Raw genomic sequence first — 15,558 nt, 5'->3', positions numbered from 1 at the left:
GGGATATCCGCTCAGCCGGCCGGGGTGATCTCGGCGATGTCCATCTCCCAGACGGAGTTGTACACGGCGCCGGTGACGCTGTCGGCCGAGGAGATGTTGCGACCGGGGACGATCAGCGGCACGAACGGACCCTCGGTCTGCATGGCCTCGGCGAATGCCGTGAAGGCATCGGTGCGTGCAGCGGCGTCGGTGGCAGCCGCGGCATCGGCGGCGATCGCGGCGATGGCCGGATTGGCCTCAGCGGCCCAGCCGGCACGGAGACCGACCTTCAGACCGGGACCGAACGGCAGGAAGTTCGCGGAGTCCGCGTAGTCCGGACCCCAGAACCAGAGGCCGAAGCCCTCGGTGCCGTTGACGTAGGCGTCGAGCTCGGTCGCGAAGGGAGCCGGTGCCAGTTCGACCGTGATGCCGGCGTCTTCGAGCTGGGCCTGGATGCGCTCGGCGAGCGGGGTGAACTCCACGCCACCGACCGGGTAGTCGTTCGGGAACTGCAGCTTCAGGGTCTGACCCGTGTAGCCGGCCTCGGCGAGCGCGGCCTTGGCCTTGTCGAGGTCCTGCGTCACTCCGCTGTCGAGCGCGCCCTCGAATCCGGGCGGGATGACACCGGTCGCCTGCACGGAGCCGGCGCCTGCCAGCTCCAGCAGCGAGTCGTAGTCGAGCGAGTAGCGGATGGCCTCGGCGATCTTGACATTCGCCAGGTCGCCGGCGACGGCCTCGGACTGGTTCAGCAGCAGGAAGATGGTCTGTCCGGACGGGACCGAGTCCACCGTGATGTCGTCGCCCAGACCGGCGACCTGGTCGCCGTTGAGGTCCATCGCGACCATCGAGTCGCCGCCCTTGAGGTTGGCGAGCTGCGTGGCGCTCTCCGAGACGTTGCGCACGACGACGCGCTTGTACGCCGACTCCTCGTCGCCGTTGTACTCGTCGTTGCGGGTGAGCACGACCTGCGAGCTGAGGTCGAGCGTGTCGAGCACGAACGGGCCGGAACCGGCCGACTCCCCGTCGAGGAACTTCTGCGCCGTGTCGGTGCCGTCGGTCGTGCCGCCGTTCTCGATCACGACGTCGGAGTTGACGATGCCGAGGGCCGGGTTCGCGAGGATCGCGGGCAGCTGCAGCAGCGGGGTCTCTGACGTGAACTCGATCGTCTTGTCGTCGACCTCGGTGATGGTGAGGCCGCCGAGCAGGAAGTTCGGCTTGGCGTCGGCCATTCCCTGGATGCGCTGCAGCGAGAAGACGACGTCCTTCGCCTCGATGGGCGAGCCGTCGGAGAAGACGCGATCACCCTCGAGCGTGAACGTGAACTCGGTCGCCTCGTCGTTCTGCTCCCAGGACGCGAGTCCGGGAACCGGGGTCGATACGTCAGAGCCCTTGAAGTCGACCAGCGTCTCGTAGAGCGCCTTGGCGATCATGTTGCCGGTGGGGTCGTAGGTGTGGCCGGGGTCGGCCGTCTCGATCGAGAACGCCGTGTCGATGACCAGCGAATCCGTGCCGGAGGACTGGTCGCCGTTGTTGGCCGAGTTCCCTCCTGAGCATCCTGCGAGCGCGAGGAGCGCAACGGCTCCGATCGCGATGACCGACGTGCTGCGACGTGACGACATGAGAGCCTCCAGAGGCGAGGAGTACATTCGGGTGTGGCCGCCCCAGATGTGGACGACCGGTGATCAGATTCGCATCATATGCGACGATGTGTCCAGCAAGGATGCGGATCATCATCATGGTCTGTCTAGAACCTCGGATGTGAGGAGCAATATGTCCAGCAAGGGTGCCGAACAGTCAAAGCATTCTGGACGGAATGCCACCCCTTTGGACGAGACCGCGTACAGAATCCTCGAAGTGCTCCGTGATAACGGTCGCGTCTCGATCGCCGCGCTCGCGGACAAGGTGGGGATCTCGCGGGCGAACGCCTACACACGGGTCGAGTCGCTCGTGCACGACGGGGTCATCACGGGCTTCAGCGCGCGGGTCGATCAGGCCAAGGCCGGCCTCTCGATCGGGGCGCTCGTGTTCGTCACGGTGCTGCCGCAGGCCTGGGCGTCGTTCCGCGATCGCGTGCTCGAGATGCCGGACGTCGAGTGGTGCGCGATCACCACGGGCGAGCACGACGCCATGCTGCTGATCCGCGCCGTCGACGTGAGCGGTGTGCACGAGTTCTCGACCGGCGTCATCGCGCAGCTGCCCGAGGTGCGCACGGTCGTGAGCGTGGTGGTGCTCGACGAGGTCATCCGTCGGCCCTACCTGCTGCCGGGCGATCTACCCGAGCGCGACAGCGACGCCGCCCCGTTGGGGATGACCCGCTGGACGCCGGCCTCTCCCGGTCGCGATACGCTCCCCCCGCGCTGACAGAGGATCAGGCGGCGATCTCCTCGCACACGCTGAGCTGCGGCAGTCCGTGCATCTCGTAGTGTTCGACCAGGCGGATCGCTCCGTCCTCGGTGAACTCCAGCTCGCTCTCGCCGTCCCCGGTCACGACGGTGCCGTCTGCGACGAGCACGTGCACGAACGAGACCCAGATCGAATCCCCGGTGCGGGTCCCGACGAACTTGCCGAACGTGACCGTGTCACCCTCGTACCCACCCCAGATCGCCCCGTCGCGTTCGAAGTACTCGAAGATGCTCGGTGCAGCGGGGTCGACCGCAGAGGTCGTGGACGACACCATCCGGAATCGGCGGCCGTCGAGGGAAGGGATCGTTGCAGTGGCAGTCACCCCTCGATTATGGGGGATGCGATCACCGCGCGGATGCGGACCGCTCTCGCCACTCGGTCTCCAGGAGGCCGTAGATGAGGAGCGTCGTCCACTCGTCCTTGAACCATTCGCTCTCGACGAGACACGCCTCGCGGCGGAAGCCCAACCGCTCCACGACGCGCGCTGACGCGGAGTTGCGCTCGTCGATCCGCGCCGCGATCCGATGCAGTCCCAGCCCGTCGAAGCCGAGCGCGAGCAGCGCGTCGACCGCCTCCGTGGCGTATCCGCGCCCCGAGAACCGGGGGTCGAAGATGTAGCCGACCTCGCCCGCGCGGTCGGTCTCGCTGCGCCAGAACAGCACGACATCTCCGACGAGCGCACCGCTCTCGCGCTCCTCCACGGCGAGGCAGATCCCGTCGCCCTCCCCCGTGAAGACCGTGCGCGACCACGTCGTCGCGATGCGCTGCTCGACCTCGCCGAGGGTCAGCGGGGCATAGGGCACGTAGCGCACCGCATCCGGATCCGACTTGTACGCGTGCATCGCGACGGCGTCGTCGGCCGCGATCGGTCTCAGCAGCAGCCGTGGGGTCGGGATCGGGTAGTCCGGGGCGAGCCCGCCACTGTGCAACGGCGTCTGATCCACCACGCGCGATCCTCTCAGAAGGCCACTTCTCGACGTTCGGATCCTAGGGCACGGCCGTCGCACGACAGGTACCGTGGGTCGCATGGAGTGGATCGCGAACCCGAGCGTCGGCGAGTGGCTGCGCGAGCAGCTCGATGAGGACTACCGAACGATGCACGGTGTCGTCCCTCGCGGATACCCGGCGTACGCCCGGGTGTTCCACCCCGCCGTGGTGCGGTCCCTGCCCGGCCGCGCGGTCCCCACCCACCAGGAGTGGGAGCGGCTGGCTCCGGGCGAGCAGGCTCGGCTCGTCGATCTCTTCGTCGACGAGCCCACCACGTGGGCGGAGACCGCTGCCGCGTTCGGCACGACGCTGCATCCGCTGGCGCAATGGCAGCGGATCGTGCGGACGCCTCCCGAAGAGGATTGGCGGGCGCGCGTCGCCCCTGACGGCCGGGAGTTCACGGCTCCGATCGACGGTGAGCTCGACGTCGACGCGCTGGCCGCCGTCGCCGCGCACCTGATCACCCACACGCGAACCCCGGATGCCGGCTACGCCGCACTGTGGGAGGGCACCGGTGGCCTGGTCGGCTACCTGGGCGAGTCACCCTCGCGCGTCTTCCTCACCATGGACGGCGATCCGAACCATGAGGCGATGCTCAACCGCAGCACCCACGACCCGTTCAACAACGTGTTCCGCAAGCCGTCGTGGCAGGAGGGCATCCTGTCGCGCGAGATCTCCGAGGGCCCGCGACTCCGGTTGCCCGGCCGTGACCATGTGCTCTTCTCTACGCCCCCGCGCCTCTTCGCCGATCCGGCGTGGGTGCTCGACGTGCCGTGGCGCGACCGCCTCGCCGAGGACCACGGCTTCCAGGCGTCCGCGCAGGGACCCAGCATCATCTGGCCGGAGGACCGGGCCTGGGTCGTGGTGAGCGAGGTCGACTTCGATTCGACCGTCGTGGCCGGCTCCGCCGAGCTCATCCGGGCGCTCTGCGCAGACGAGCGCCTCGAGGCGCTGCCGATCACCGAGGGCGCCGATCTGGGATGGAACGGCGACGAGGTGAACCCGTGAGCACACCGCAGTCTCCGCTCACCTTCGACGCCGCGCCCCTCACCGACCCCGTCGATCCGGCGGCCGTCCGCGCATTCGCCGCCGAGGTGCGTGCGCGCGGAGCGCAGGGGCCGGCGATCTCGACCATCATCGGCATCGTCGTAGCGGTCGTCGTGACACTCGTGCTGGTGCCGACTGTGGTCACCGTCATCCTCAGCCTCGCCTCGGCCAGCGGCTCCCCCGGCACTGCGGCGATCCCGCTGCTGCTGATCGGCCTGGTGCTGGCCGCCATCGGGATCATGGTCTGGCTCGGATGGCGCAACGGGCGCGACACCCGCTACCGCCTCAGCCGCTTCGCGCAGGCGAACGGCATGTCGTACGAGGCTCGGGTCGCGGACCCGCCCCTGCCGGGCATGATCTTCAGCCTGGGACGCTCGCGTCTCGCCACCGACCTGGTGCGCGGGTCGACTCCCCGCTACGTCGAATTCGGCAACTACCAGTACACGGTGCAGAGGGGAAAGAACTCCACCACGTACCGGTGGGGCTACGTGGCGGTGAAGCTCGATGTTCCGCTGCCGAACATCGTGCTCGACGCCAAGGGGAACAACGGCTTCGGATCGAACCTGCCCGCCTCGTTCCAGAAGGAGCAGCGCCTGTCCCTCGAGGGCGACTTCGACCAGCACTTCACGCTGTACTGCCCGGCCGGGTACGAGCGCGACGCGCTGTACCTGTTCACGCCCGACATCATGGCCCGCTTCATCGACAACGCCGCACAGCTCGACGTGGAGATCGTCGACGACTGGCTCTTCCTGTACACCCAGCGCAAGGTGTCGACGCTCGATCCGGCGACCTGGGCGTGGCTGTTCGGCGCCGTGGGGGCGCTGCTGACGAAGTTCGACCAGTGGGCGCGGTGGCGCGACGATCGACTGCTCGCGGAGAACGCGGATGCCGCAGCGTCGCGGCCGTCTGCCGCGACCGATCCCGCGCTGCCGTTCGACCCGCCGGCCGGTCTGCTCACTCCCCCACCCGGGGTTGCACAGCAGGGACGTCGACTCAAGCGCAGCGGAACGTGGCTGCCGATCGTCGTCCTGATCGCGTTCGGCGTGTTCTGGTTCTTGAGCCGACTGAACTAGCGGCGAACGCCCGTATGTGGGGGTGGGTGCCGTTTGGGGAACGACTGCCCACCCCATCCCCCCTCGGGATCAGGAGGAAGACTGGGGATCTCCTCCTGCATGACGGCATAGCCGTCGCGCCCGCGGTCAGCTGGGGACTGACGCTGCTCGGCGCTTGTCGGAATGGTATACCGGATGAGGTTGCAATGCCTTGCGTTCATTCAGCCGCATATTCCCAGGTCGCGGCTGGAATCGGACGACTCTGCCTCTCGACGCCCTCCGGTTGCACGAGGAAGGGCCTGGATGCGCCGACGCGCACCCAGGCCCTCGATCAGTTCGCTCTCCCATCGAACGAGATGGTGCGCAGGCGCAACCCGAATGCGCCTTCGCCCACGATCAGCGGCAGCGCGCCCAGCGCCACCGCCCTCCAGGCGAGCATCCCGTCGGTGATCACGAGACGCTCGCCGGGCTCTCGGCCCGGCTCCATCACCTCCATGAGACGACAGAAAGCGCACCGCAAGCACTCGTTTTCGCGGAGATCCCCCACGTCTGGGGGCGATGTACCGCGTTACCGCAAGTGACGAGCACGGCCCCACCCCCCTCTGCATGCAAGAGAATGGAAGGTGATGTCCGAACGCGAAACCCACACCCTCTGGCGAGCAGAACGCCGCGCCTCCGTCACCGCGGCCACCGGCAACCTGGCGCTGATCGAGACCCGCTGGACCGGCGAACGCCCCGATCTGGAAGCCGAGCAGAATGCGGCGCGGGCCGGTGTCACCGTGACGCCGATCCAGCGCACCGACATCGACACCGGCGACGACCAGCACGGACTGCGCGTCTGGGATGCCGACGCACCCGCGATCCGCGCCTTCGACCGCATCGACACCTACGAGTACGATCCGGCGTGGGTGCTGGAGGGTCACTTCACCCCGGTAGCCGGCGACCGCAGAGTGTCGTTCGAGCACATCCGCGACAACGGTGGAACGCGCGACCTCGTGGTGCCGGGCGACATCCGCCTCACGCTCGACGGACGCGAGTACGACCTGGCGGCGTTCGACGACGGCGGCACGCTGCTGCTCGTCTTCGGCGACGAGACCAACGGATCGGAGACCTACGGTTCCGGGCGCTTCCTGTTCGTGCAGCTGCGCGATGACGAGGGCACCGTCGTCCTCGACTTCAACAGGGCCTTCGTGCCGCCATGCGGATTCAGCGCGCAGTACAACTGCCCGCTGCCGCCGGCATCCAACCGCTTCCCCCTGCCGATCCGAGCAGGTGAGAAGAACGTCGTCTTCCGCGACGGCTTCGACATCTACGCGGCGTGACGCCGCACACTCTCACCCTGGAGCATTCATGAGAAGAACTCGCATCCTCGGCGCGCTCGGCGCCGTCGCCACGCTCGCCCTCGTGGCCGGCTGCGCGTCCGGCACGGGCGACGACACCACCGCGAGCGCAGACGCCACGATCTTCATCGGGTCGTTGTACGAGCCCACCAACCTGAGCAACACCCAGGGTGGCGGCCAGGGCGTGACGGAGGCGCTCACCGGGAACGTCTACGAAGGCCTGTACCGACTCACGGACGACGGCGAGGTCGAGCCGCTGCTCGCCGAAGACGCCCAGGTCTCCGACGACGGCCTGACCTACACGATCACGCTGCGCGACGATGTGACCTTCCACTCGGGTGACCCGCTCACCTCCGCCGACGTGAAGTCGAGCGTCGAGGCCGTCACCGCCGAGGACTCGGTATCGGCCCGCAAGTCGAGCTTCTCGACGATCGCCGACATCGCGACTCCCGACGACCAGACGGTCGTGTTCACGCTGTCTCAGCGGTCGATCTCGTTCCTCTACAACCTCAGCTACGTGTGGATCGTCAACGACGAGGCGGGTGACATCACCGGCTCGGAGGACGGCACCGGCCCCTACACGCTCGACGAGTGGAAGAAGGGCTCGACCCTCACCCTCGAGCGCTGGGACGACTATTGGGGCGAGCCGGCCAAAAACGGCGAGGTCGTCTACACGTACTTCACCGACGCGACGGCCGAGAACAACGCCCTGCTCACGGGTGAGATCGATGTGATCACCAGCGTGCAGAGCCCCGACTCGCTCTCGCAGTTCGACAACGACGACTACGTGATCAGCGAAGGCACGTCGACCACCAAGGAGCTGCTCGCGTTCAACGACCGGGTCGCCCCCTTCGACAACACCCTGGTGCGCAAGGCGATCTACTCGGCCATCGACACGAAGAAGCTCCTCGAATCGATCTGGGGCGACTACGGCACACTGATCGGCTCCATGGTCCCGCCGACCGATCCCTGGTACGAGGACCTCTCGAGCGTGAACCCGTACGACGTCGACCTGGCGAAGGACCTGCTCGCGCAGGCCGGGTACGCCGAAGGCTTCACGTTCACGCTTGACACCCCGAGCTACGACCCGCACCCCGCCGTGGCGGAGTTCCTGCAGTCGCAGCTCGCCGAGGTCGGCATCACGGTCGAGATCAACACGATCAGCGCCGACGAGTGGTACACCAAGGTGTTCAAGGAGCAGGACTTCGAGGCCACTCTTCAGGAGCACGTGAACGACCGTGACGTCGTCTGGTACGGCAACCCCGACTTCTACTGGGGTTACGACGACGCCGACGTGCAGAAGTGGGTCGCCGAGGCCGAGCAGGCAGCGACGACGGACAAGCAGACGGCTCTTCTGAAGCAGGTCAACGAGAAGATCGCCGCGGATGCCGCGAGCGTATGGTTGTACCTGTACCCGCAGATCGTGGTCGCCTCGAGCGATCTCAGCGGGTACCCGGTCAACGGCCTGAACTCGCAGTTCTTCGCCTACGACATCGTCAAGTCCTGACGTGCGAGGGGGATGCCGCGCGTCGGCATCCCCCTCGTCATCCTGAGAAGCCATGCTCGCCTACCTGTTGCGCCGCCTCGCCTTCCTCGTGGTGTCGCTGATCGTCGCGATGATCGCGATCTTCGTGCTGCTGCGCCTGCTCCCCGGCGACCCGGCGAACGCCCTGCTCTCCGTGAACGCCACTCCCGAGCAGATCGCGGCCGCCCGCGAACAGGTCGGCTCCGATCAGCCCCTCCTGCAGCAGTTCACGACCTGGGCGGGACAGCTGCTGCGCTTCGACCTCGGCGAGTCGTTCCTGAGCGGTCGTCCGGTCGGACCCGACATCGCGGACCGTCTGGCCGTGACCCTGCCGCTCACTCTCATCGCCTTCACCGTCGCGCTGCTCGTGTCGCTCGTGATCGGCATCACCGCCGCAGTGAAGTCCGACCGCTGGTACGGCATCGCGCTCTCGGGTTTCGCGCAACTCGGCGTCGCCGTCCCCGTGTTCTGGGTCGGCGTGGTGCTCGTCTGGGTGTTCGCACTCGGACTCGGCCTCCTGCCCTCTGGGGGATTCCCTCGCGACGACTGGGAGGATCCGGCCGACGCACTGCGCTCGCTCGCGCTCCCGGTGATCACGATCGTGATCGTCATGAGCGCCTCCCTCAGCCGTTACGTCCGCTCGGCCACTCTCGACGTGATCGGCAGCGACTACCTCCGCACCGCCCGCGCCGGCGGGTCCGGCACCGCCGAGGCGCTCCTGCGTCACGGCGTACGCAACGGCGCGGTCCCCGTGGTGGCGGTCCTCGGCATCGAGCTGTCCACGACGCTGCTCGGCGCGGTCGTCGTCGAGAGCGTCTTCACTCTTCCCGGACTCGGGAGTCTGCTGCTGTCGGCCATCGAGCAGCACGACTTCCAAGTCATCCAGGGCGTCCTGGTCATCAGCACGCTGTTCGTGCTGACGGTCGGGTTCGCCGCCGACATCGTGCAGCGCCTGATCGATCCGCGTCTGCGCACGAGCGTCTCGGGGAATCGATGAGCCGCGTCGCCGAACAACTGATCACCGGATCCGTACCCGTACGACGGCGCCCGAAGGCGACCCTGCTGATCGGGCTCGTCCTCACGGGTGCGATCGTGCTCGTCGCCCTGGTCTCGCTGTTCTGGCTGCCGTATCCGCTCGCCGACACCAGCGGCAGCCGGCTCGAGGGGCCGAGCGCGCTGCACCTGCTCGGCACGGATCGACTCGGCCGTGACCTGCTCTCTCAGCTCATGTGGGGCGCCCGGATCGCTCTGATCGTCGGCATCTGCGCGGTCGCGATCGCCGCGGTGCTGGGCACGATCGTGGGCCTGATCGCCGCGTTCTCCCGGCCCTGGGTCGACGATACGCTCTCGGCCGGACTCGACGTCGTGATCGCGTTCCCCGTTCTGCTGCTCGCGATGCTGGTGGTCGCGATCCAGGGCGCATCGCTGTGGTCGGCCGTGCTCGCGATCGGCCTCGCGATGTCGGCGGTGGTCGCGCGCCTCACGCGCATCCTCGCCCGGCGCGTGCTGCAGGAGCAGTTCGTCACCGCCGCCCGCACGAGCGGCACGAGCGTGCTCGGCATCATCTTCCAGCACGTGCTGCCGAACATCGCGCCGACCCTCGCCGTGAGCCTCGCGCTGCAGTTCGGTGCCGCCGTGCTCGCGGAGGCGAGCCTGTCGTACCTGGGCCTGGGCGCTCCGCCGCCCAACGCGTCGTGGGGGCGGATGCTGCAGGAGGCACAGGGCACCGTGCTCACCGCGCCGGTCGGTGCGATCGCTCCCGGTCTCGCGATCATCGCGCTCGTGCTCGGCGTGAACTTCCTGGCCGACGGACTGCGCGACCTGGCCGACCCGACCCGCAGGAGGAGCCGATGAGCATTCTCGACGTCGCAGGCCTCTCGGTGCGTTCGGCATCCCACGCCCTCGTGCGCGAGGTCTCGTTCTCGCTCGCAGCCGGAGAGCGTCTCGGCCTGATCGGCGAATCCGGTTCCGGCAAGTCGCTCACCTCGCTCGCAGTGACCGGTCTGCTGCCGGATTCGCTCTCGGCATCGGGCTCGGTGCTGCTCGACGGCCACCAGGTGATCGGCGCGCGGGATGCCGATCTGCGCCCGCTCCGCGGACCCGTCGCGCAGATCGTGTTCCAGGAGCCGCTCACCGCGCTCGATCCGCTGATGCGGGTGGGGCGTCAAGTCGCGGAGCCGCTACGCCGCCACCTCGGGCTGCGCGGGGCGGAGCTGAAAAGCGCCGTCGCCGCGGCGCTCGACGAGGTCGCGCTCTCCGATCCGCGCATCTCGCGCGCGTACCCGCACGAGCTCTCGGGTGGCCAGCGCCAGAGGGTGGCGATCGCGATCGCCCTCGCGGCCCGCCCGCAGCTGCTCATCGCGGACGAGCCGACGACCGCGCTCGACGTGACCGTGCAGGACGGCGTGCTCACCCTTCTCGAGCGCCTGGTCGCAGAGCGCGGCATGGCGCTGCTGTTCATCAGCCACGACCTGGCCATCGTCTCGCGCATGGTGGACCGCATCGTCGTGCTGCGTGACGGGCTCGTGGTCGAAGAAGGCGCAGTGTCCCAGGTTCTGCAGGAACCGGCCGAGCCGTACACCCGGATGCTGGTCGACAGCGCACGCACTCTCGATGCGTTCCTCGACGCCGGGGAGGTCGGACCATGACGCTGCTCGAGCTGCGCGCGGCCGGCTTCGCCTACGGATCTCGCCGCGTGCTCGACGACATCTCGCTGCGCATCGACGAGGGAGACTCGCTGGGCCTCGTCGGCGAGTCGGGGGCGGGAAAGTCGACGATCCTCCGGCTCATGCTCGGCCTCGCCGCCCCGAGCGATGGACAGGTGCTGTTCGAGGGGGAACCACTCTCTGTGCGCGATCGTGCGCAGCTGCGTCGGTTCCGCGCGAGCGTGCAGCCGGTGTTCCAGGATCCGTATTCGTCTCTCGACCCCCGCCAGCGCATCGACCGCATCATCGGCGAGCCGCTCCGCTCACTGCGACTCGCATCCGGTGCCGACGCCCAGCGCCGCATCGCCGAAGCGCTCGAGTCGGTCGGCCTCCCCGCCGACACCGCACGCCGGTATCCGCACGAGTTCTCCGGAGGGCAGCGTCAGCGCATCGCCATCGCGCGGGCCGTCGTCTCCCGCCCGCGCGTGCTGCTCGCCGACGAACCGGTCAGCGCCCTCGACGTCACCACGCGGGTGCAGGTTCTCGAACTGCTCGACCGGCTGCGCCGCGAGAACGGCCTGTCGCTCGTGATGGTGTCGCACGACCTCACGGCGATCGCGTCGGCCTGCGACCGCACGCTCGTGCTGAAGAACGGCCGTGTCGTCGAGCAGGGGTCGACCGCCTCGGTGCTGCACTCCCCACAGGACCCCTACACGCGGGCGCTCGTCGACGCCGTGCCGCGGCTGCCCTGAGTCACGGCAGAAGGTAGGCGTGCAGCGGGACGAGCGGGCGTCACTGCAGGGCTCGGGCCCGTCCCCCCGGATCTAGGGGATTCTGGCGCTCGCGCGTCACTGATCGGCCACCGGCGGGTCTCTCGAAGGAGAGAATGCGACCGGCCGGAAGAGAATGCCGGTCCTGTACGCACCCCTGAGGAGACCCCACACCATGAGACCACGCATCATCGGCGGCATCGCCACGACGACCGTCCTGCTGACCCTCGGCGGCCTGGTCGCCGCAGCGCCCGCATCGGCGGCCGGACCCGCCTACGCGACCGTGATCGCCTCCGGCTGCGACACCGCGACCGGCACCCAGTGGGCGACCTGGGGCCCTGTCGTGCAGGGTGGAGCTGAGCTGCCGCTCGGTGAGGGCTACTCCATCCGCGAGGCCGCCGGTGCAGCTGAGGGGGCGGAGTACGTGTCGATCCTCGACACGGTGGGCTACCGCTACGACGACCCGACGATCACGGTCACCGGAATACCCGGAACGGCCGTCGCGGTCGTCGCGCTCCTTAGCGACGCAGAGGACCACATCGCCTCCGTGTCGACCGATGACCTTCCCGGGACATGCGTCGTGGCCGAACCTGAGGAGCCGGCCACCCCGGTCGACCCTGCCGAGCCCGCGGAGCCCGCCGAGCCTGCAGAGCCCGCCGAACCCGCCGAACCCGCCGAACCCGCAGAGCCCGCAGAGCCTGCGGAGCCCGCCGAGCCCGCCACCCCCGCTGAGCCGGTCGTCGCGCCTGGGCAGCCCGCACCCGTCGTCACCGGCTCCGCTGAGAACCGGTCGCCGTCCACGCAGGCCGCGTCGCTCGCCGAAACGGGATCGTCGGCGCCGGTGGCACTCCTCGCGGGTGCAGGACTCCTGCTCGCCGCGGGTGGCGCTGTCATGGTCGCCCGTCGACGCCGCGCCTCCTGAGCATCGCGTCCCGCCGCGAGACCCACCTCTCGCGGCGGGAAGCGGCGTCCGCCCTTCCCTGCACGATGACGCAGTGCCGTGCTCGAGATCGGCACCCGCCCCCTCCGCGAGATCCTCAGCCCGGTGCCGCGGCTGCCGCGCTGAGACCGCGACACATCCCCCGCCGAAGCGACCAAGTCACCCCATATCGGGTGCTGGCGGCCGATATGAATCACGCCGGTGCCGAGCACGAACGACGATCAGACGATCAGAATCCTCAAGGAAGAACAGCACCCGGTAGTCGCCCCGACGCGCCGACCGGAGCCCTTCGAAGTCGCCCTGCAGGGGTTTGCTCATACGAAGCGGGTTGTCCGGCAACGTGTAGACGGCGAACTCAACGATCGCCGTCGCGATCTTCGGCGGTAATCGATCAAGATCCCGCCACGCCGAGTCCGCGAACAGCACCTTCCAGGTCACCGAGGTCGAACTCCGTACCGTGAAATCGTGTCCTCTGCGCTGCGCAAACCACCGGCCGCGGTCTGCAGACGCGCAGCATCGACGTCCTCGCGCGTTCCCGACTGGGAGAGCCAGAACAGGGTCTCGTACAGAGAATCCAACGCATCCTTGCTCACCAGCACCGCGGCCCCACGCCCATGGCGGGTGATCTCGATCGTCTCGTGCTCTCGCTCCACCTGATCGACGAGACGCGACAGGCGGTCCTTGGCCTCACTCAGCGGTACGCTCTGCATGGACCATATTTTAGCCTGTTTTCTGGCCATCGGATAGCCGGGATTCTGGCCACCATTGAACCGTCGTTCACGCCGAGGGCGCGGCCAACCCGAAGTACGCGAGCTCCGCGTCGTTCAGCATCCGGGACCGGATCAGGAACCTCATCCCCGTCGGCCCCTCGACCGAGAAGCCGGCCCCCCGCCCCGGCACCACGTCGATCGTGAGGTGCGTGTACTTCCAGTACTCGAACTGCGACTCCGACATGAACACCTCGACGGGTGCCTCCAGCCCGACGTCGAGCGCGCCGAGCAGCACATCGCCTGGCCCCGTGATGAACATGCCCACGGGATAGCACATGGGCGACGAGCCGTCACAGCATCCGCCCGACTGATGGAACATGAGCGGCCCGTGCTGCGTGGTCAGATCGCGCACGAGGGATGCCGCGGCATCCGTCACGTCGACCCGTTGGTAGGTGCCGATGCTCACCATGATTCATCCCTCGTCTCGCACATCTCCTGGCCCCCTGAGCCTGTCGAAGGGCTGAGCCTGTCGAAGGGCCGCGTGATCGGCGACGCTTCGACAGGCTCAACGACCCATCGGATCAGGCTGGGTGTCCTAGCTGATCGAACTCAGAAGAAGCCCATCGGGCCTTCTGCATACGAGACCAGGAGGTTCTTGGTCTGCTGATAGTGGTCGAGCATCATCTTGTGGTTCTCCCGGCCGACGCCCGACTGCTTGTATCCGCCGAACGCGGCGTGCGCCGGGTACTGGTGGTACGTGTTCGTCCACACGCGGCCCGCCTCGATCGCGCGGCCCGCGCGGTAGGCGGTGTCGCCGCTGCGGCTCCAGACACCGGCGCCGAGGCCGTAGAGCGTGTCGTTGGCGATCGAGATCGCATCGTCGAACCCGTCGAACGAGGTCACGGAGAGCACCGGTCCGAAGATCTCCTCCTGGAAGATGCGCATGTCGTTCGTGCCCTCGAACACGGTCGGGGCGACGTAGTACCCCTCGCTGAGGTCGCCGCCGAGATCGACCCGGTCGCCGCCGGTGAGCAGACGGGCTCCGCCCTGCTTGCCGATGTCGATGTAGCTGAGGATCTTCTCCAGCTGGTCGTTCGAGGCCTGCGCGCCGATCATGGTCGCCGGGTCGAGCGGGTTGCCCTGCACGACCTTCTTGACCCGCTCGAGTCCGTCGGCGAGGAAGCCGTCGTAGATCGAGCGCTGGATCAGTGCGCGCGAGGGGCAGGTGCACACCTCACCCTGGTTGAGCGCGAACATCGTGAAGCCTTCGAGCGCCTTGTCGTAGAACGGGTCGGAGGTGGAGCGAGCCACATCCTCGAAGAAGACGTTCGGGCTCTTGCCTCCGAGCTCCAGCGTCACCGGGATCAGGTTCTGCGAGGCGTACTGCATGATCAGGCGGCCGGTCGTGGTCTCGCCCGTGAAGGCGACCTTGCGGATGCGCTTGTGCTGAGCCAGCGGAGCGCCCGCCTCGATGCCGAAGCCGTTGACGATGTTCACGACGCCGGCCGGGAGCAGGTCGCCGATGATGTCGAACAGGAACAGCAGGGATGCCGGCGTCTGCTCGGCCGGCTTGATGACGACGCAGTTGCCCGCGGCGAGCGCCGGGGCCAGCTTCCACACCGCCATCAGGATCGGGAAGTTCCAGGGGATGATCTGCCCGACCACACCCAGCGGCTCGTGGAAGTGATACGCCACGGTGTTCTCGTCGAGCTGGCTGATGCCGCCCTCCTGGGCACGCAGCACGCCGGCGAAGTAGCGGAAGTGGTCGACCGCGAGAGGGATGTCGGCGGCGAGCGTCTCGCGCACCGGCTTGCCGTTCTCCCAGGTCTCGGCGACCGCGATCTCCTCGAGGTGCTGCTCGATGCGGTCGGCGATCCTGTTGAGGATCACGGAGCGCTCGGCGGGGCTCGTCTTTCCCCAGGACGCGAACGCCTGCCACGCGACCTCGACCGCGCGGTCGATGTCTTCCACGGTTCCGCGGCCGACCTCGGTGAACGGCTTGCCGTTGACGGGACTGACGTTCTCGAAGTACTGGCCCTTGACCGGATCGACGAACTCGCCGCCGATGTAGTGGCCGTGGCGAGCGCGGTAGTTCGCAAGGGCGCCCGGCTGACCCGGGGCCGTGTAGGCGGTGGACACGTCTTCTTCGACGATGGTCAT

18 protein-coding genes are annotated in these 15,558 nt (G+C 68.2%); 10 read left to right on the top strand and 8 right to left on the bottom strand.

What is annotated here, in order from left to right; all coding sequences use genetic code 11:
- Nucleotides 1–11: 11 nt before the first annotated feature.
- On the bottom strand, nucleotides 12–1,598 hold the full coding sequence (locus tag ACIOVG_RS08090) for an ABC transporter substrate-binding protein (protein WP_400871326.1): 1,587 nt from the start codon (nucleotides 1,596–1,598) through the stop codon (nucleotides 12–14).
- A 151-nt stretch (nucleotides 1,599–1,749) separates the two neighbouring features.
- On the opposite strand from ACIOVG_RS08090, the gene ACIOVG_RS08085 reads away from it, so the two are divergent.
- A complete protein-coding gene (locus ACIOVG_RS08085) occupies nucleotides 1,750–2,340 on the top strand; it encodes an Lrp/AsnC family transcriptional regulator (protein ID WP_400872710.1) in 591 nt (196 codons plus the stop codon).
- A gap of 7 nt (nucleotides 2,341–2,347) precedes the next feature.
- Here ACIOVG_RS08085 and ACIOVG_RS08080 read toward each other — a convergent pair whose 3' ends face one another.
- Nucleotides 2,348–2,704, bottom strand: coding sequence for a hypothetical protein (locus tag ACIOVG_RS08080; RefSeq protein ID WP_400871323.1), 357 nt, complete (start codon nucleotides 2,702–2,704; stop codon nucleotides 2,348–2,350).
- Nucleotides 2,705–2,726: 22 nt separating this feature from the next.
- A complete protein-coding gene (locus tag ACIOVG_RS08075) occupies nucleotides 2,727–3,329 on the bottom strand; it encodes a GNAT family N-acetyltransferase (protein WP_400871320.1) in 603 nt (200 codons plus the stop codon).
- Nucleotides 3,330–3,408: 79 nt separating this feature from the next.
- On the opposite strand from ACIOVG_RS08075, the gene ACIOVG_RS08070 reads away from it, so the two are divergent.
- Entirely contained in the window at nucleotides 3,409–4,377 is a 969-nt protein-coding gene (locus tag ACIOVG_RS08070) for a hypothetical protein (RefSeq protein ID WP_400871318.1), read from the top strand.
- Complete coding sequence (locus ACIOVG_RS08065) at nucleotides 4,374–5,489, top strand: hypothetical protein (RefSeq protein ID WP_400871315.1); 1,116 nt, start codon at nucleotides 4,374–4,376, stop codon at nucleotides 5,487–5,489. The genes ACIOVG_RS08070 and ACIOVG_RS08065 overlap by 4 nt, the downstream gene beginning before the upstream one ends.
- Nucleotides 5,490–5,799: 310 nt before the next feature.
- On the opposite strand, the gene ACIOVG_RS08060 is transcribed toward ACIOVG_RS08065, so the two are convergent.
- The gene (locus tag ACIOVG_RS08060) at nucleotides 5,800–5,955 is read right to left on the bottom strand and encodes a hypothetical protein (protein WP_400871312.1); all 156 of its coding nucleotides are present in this window, start codon (nucleotides 5,953–5,955) and stop codon (nucleotides 5,800–5,802) included.
- 139 nt (nucleotides 5,956–6,094) lie between these two features.
- On the opposite strand from ACIOVG_RS08060, the gene ACIOVG_RS08055 reads away from it, so the two are divergent.
- From ACIOVG_RS08055 to ACIOVG_RS08025, 7 genes are all read left to right on the top strand, one after another.
- Nucleotides 6,095–6,790 (top strand): DUF1684 domain-containing protein, encoded by a 696-nt coding sequence (locus tag ACIOVG_RS08055; RefSeq protein WP_400871309.1) that lies wholly within the window; start codon nucleotides 6,095–6,097, stop codon nucleotides 6,788–6,790.
- A 28-nt stretch (nucleotides 6,791–6,818) separates the two neighbouring features.
- Nucleotides 6,819–8,315: an ABC transporter substrate-binding protein gene (locus tag ACIOVG_RS08050; protein WP_400871306.1), complete on the top strand. Its 1,497-nt coding sequence runs from the start codon at nucleotides 6,819–6,821 to the stop codon at nucleotides 8,313–8,315.
- Nucleotides 8,316–8,367: 52 nt separating this feature from the next.
- Entirely contained in the window at nucleotides 8,368–9,330 is a 963-nt protein-coding gene (locus ACIOVG_RS08045) for an ABC transporter permease (RefSeq protein ID WP_400871303.1), read from the top strand.
- Nucleotides 9,327–10,187, top strand: coding sequence for an ABC transporter permease (locus tag ACIOVG_RS08040; protein ID WP_400871300.1), 861 nt, complete (start codon nucleotides 9,327–9,329; stop codon nucleotides 10,185–10,187). The genes ACIOVG_RS08045 and ACIOVG_RS08040 overlap by 4 nt, the downstream gene beginning before the upstream one ends.
- Nucleotides 10,184–10,981: an ATP-binding cassette domain-containing protein gene (locus tag ACIOVG_RS08035; protein ID WP_400871297.1), complete on the top strand. Its 798-nt coding sequence runs from the start codon at nucleotides 10,184–10,186 to the stop codon at nucleotides 10,979–10,981. The genes ACIOVG_RS08040 and ACIOVG_RS08035 overlap by 4 nt, the downstream gene beginning before the upstream one ends.
- Nucleotides 10,978–11,730, top strand: coding sequence for an ABC transporter ATP-binding protein (locus ACIOVG_RS08030; protein ID WP_400871294.1), 753 nt, complete (start codon nucleotides 10,978–10,980; stop codon nucleotides 11,728–11,730). The genes ACIOVG_RS08035 and ACIOVG_RS08030 overlap by 4 nt, the downstream gene beginning before the upstream one ends.
- Nucleotides 11,731–11,923: 193 nt before the next feature.
- Nucleotides 11,924–12,670, top strand: a complete 747-nt coding sequence (locus ACIOVG_RS08025) for an LPXTG cell wall anchor domain-containing protein (RefSeq protein WP_400871291.1) — start codon at nucleotides 11,924–11,926, stop codon at nucleotides 12,668–12,670.
- A gap of 177 nt (nucleotides 12,671–12,847) precedes the next feature.
- Here the strand turns inward: ACIOVG_RS08025 and ACIOVG_RS08020 are convergent, their stop codons facing one another.
- From ACIOVG_RS08020 to ACIOVG_RS08005, 4 genes are all read right to left on the bottom strand, one after another.
- On the bottom strand, nucleotides 12,848–13,126 hold the full coding sequence (locus ACIOVG_RS08020; RefSeq protein ID WP_400871288.1) for a type II toxin-antitoxin system RelE/ParE family toxin: 279 nt from the start codon (nucleotides 13,124–13,126) through the stop codon (nucleotides 12,848–12,850).
- Nucleotides 13,123–13,398 carry a type II toxin-antitoxin system Phd/YefM family antitoxin gene (locus ACIOVG_RS08015; RefSeq protein WP_400871285.1) on the bottom strand — a complete coding sequence of 92 codons (276 nt, stop codon included), beginning with the start codon at nucleotides 13,396–13,398 and terminating at the stop codon, nucleotides 13,123–13,125. The genes ACIOVG_RS08020 and ACIOVG_RS08015 overlap by 4 nt, the downstream gene beginning before the upstream one ends.
- A 67-nt stretch (nucleotides 13,399–13,465) precedes the next feature.
- The gene (locus ACIOVG_RS08010; protein ID WP_400871282.1) at nucleotides 13,466–13,867 is read right to left on the bottom strand and encodes a DUF779 domain-containing protein; all 402 of its coding nucleotides are present in this window, start codon (nucleotides 13,865–13,867) and stop codon (nucleotides 13,466–13,468) included.
- Between the two features lie 140 nt (nucleotides 13,868–14,007).
- Nucleotides 14,008–15,558 (bottom strand): aldehyde dehydrogenase family protein, encoded by a 1,551-nt coding sequence (locus ACIOVG_RS08005; RefSeq protein ID WP_400871279.1) that lies wholly within the window; start codon nucleotides 15,556–15,558, stop codon nucleotides 14,008–14,010.

Source organism: Microbacterium sp. NPDC087591, assembly GCF_044743625.1.
Classification (GTDB): domain Bacteria; phylum Actinomycetota; class Actinomycetes; order Actinomycetales; family Microbacteriaceae; genus Microbacterium.
The sequence above is the reverse complement of the archived record's forward strand: the minus strand, read 5'-3'. Positions and strand labels throughout refer to the sequence as shown.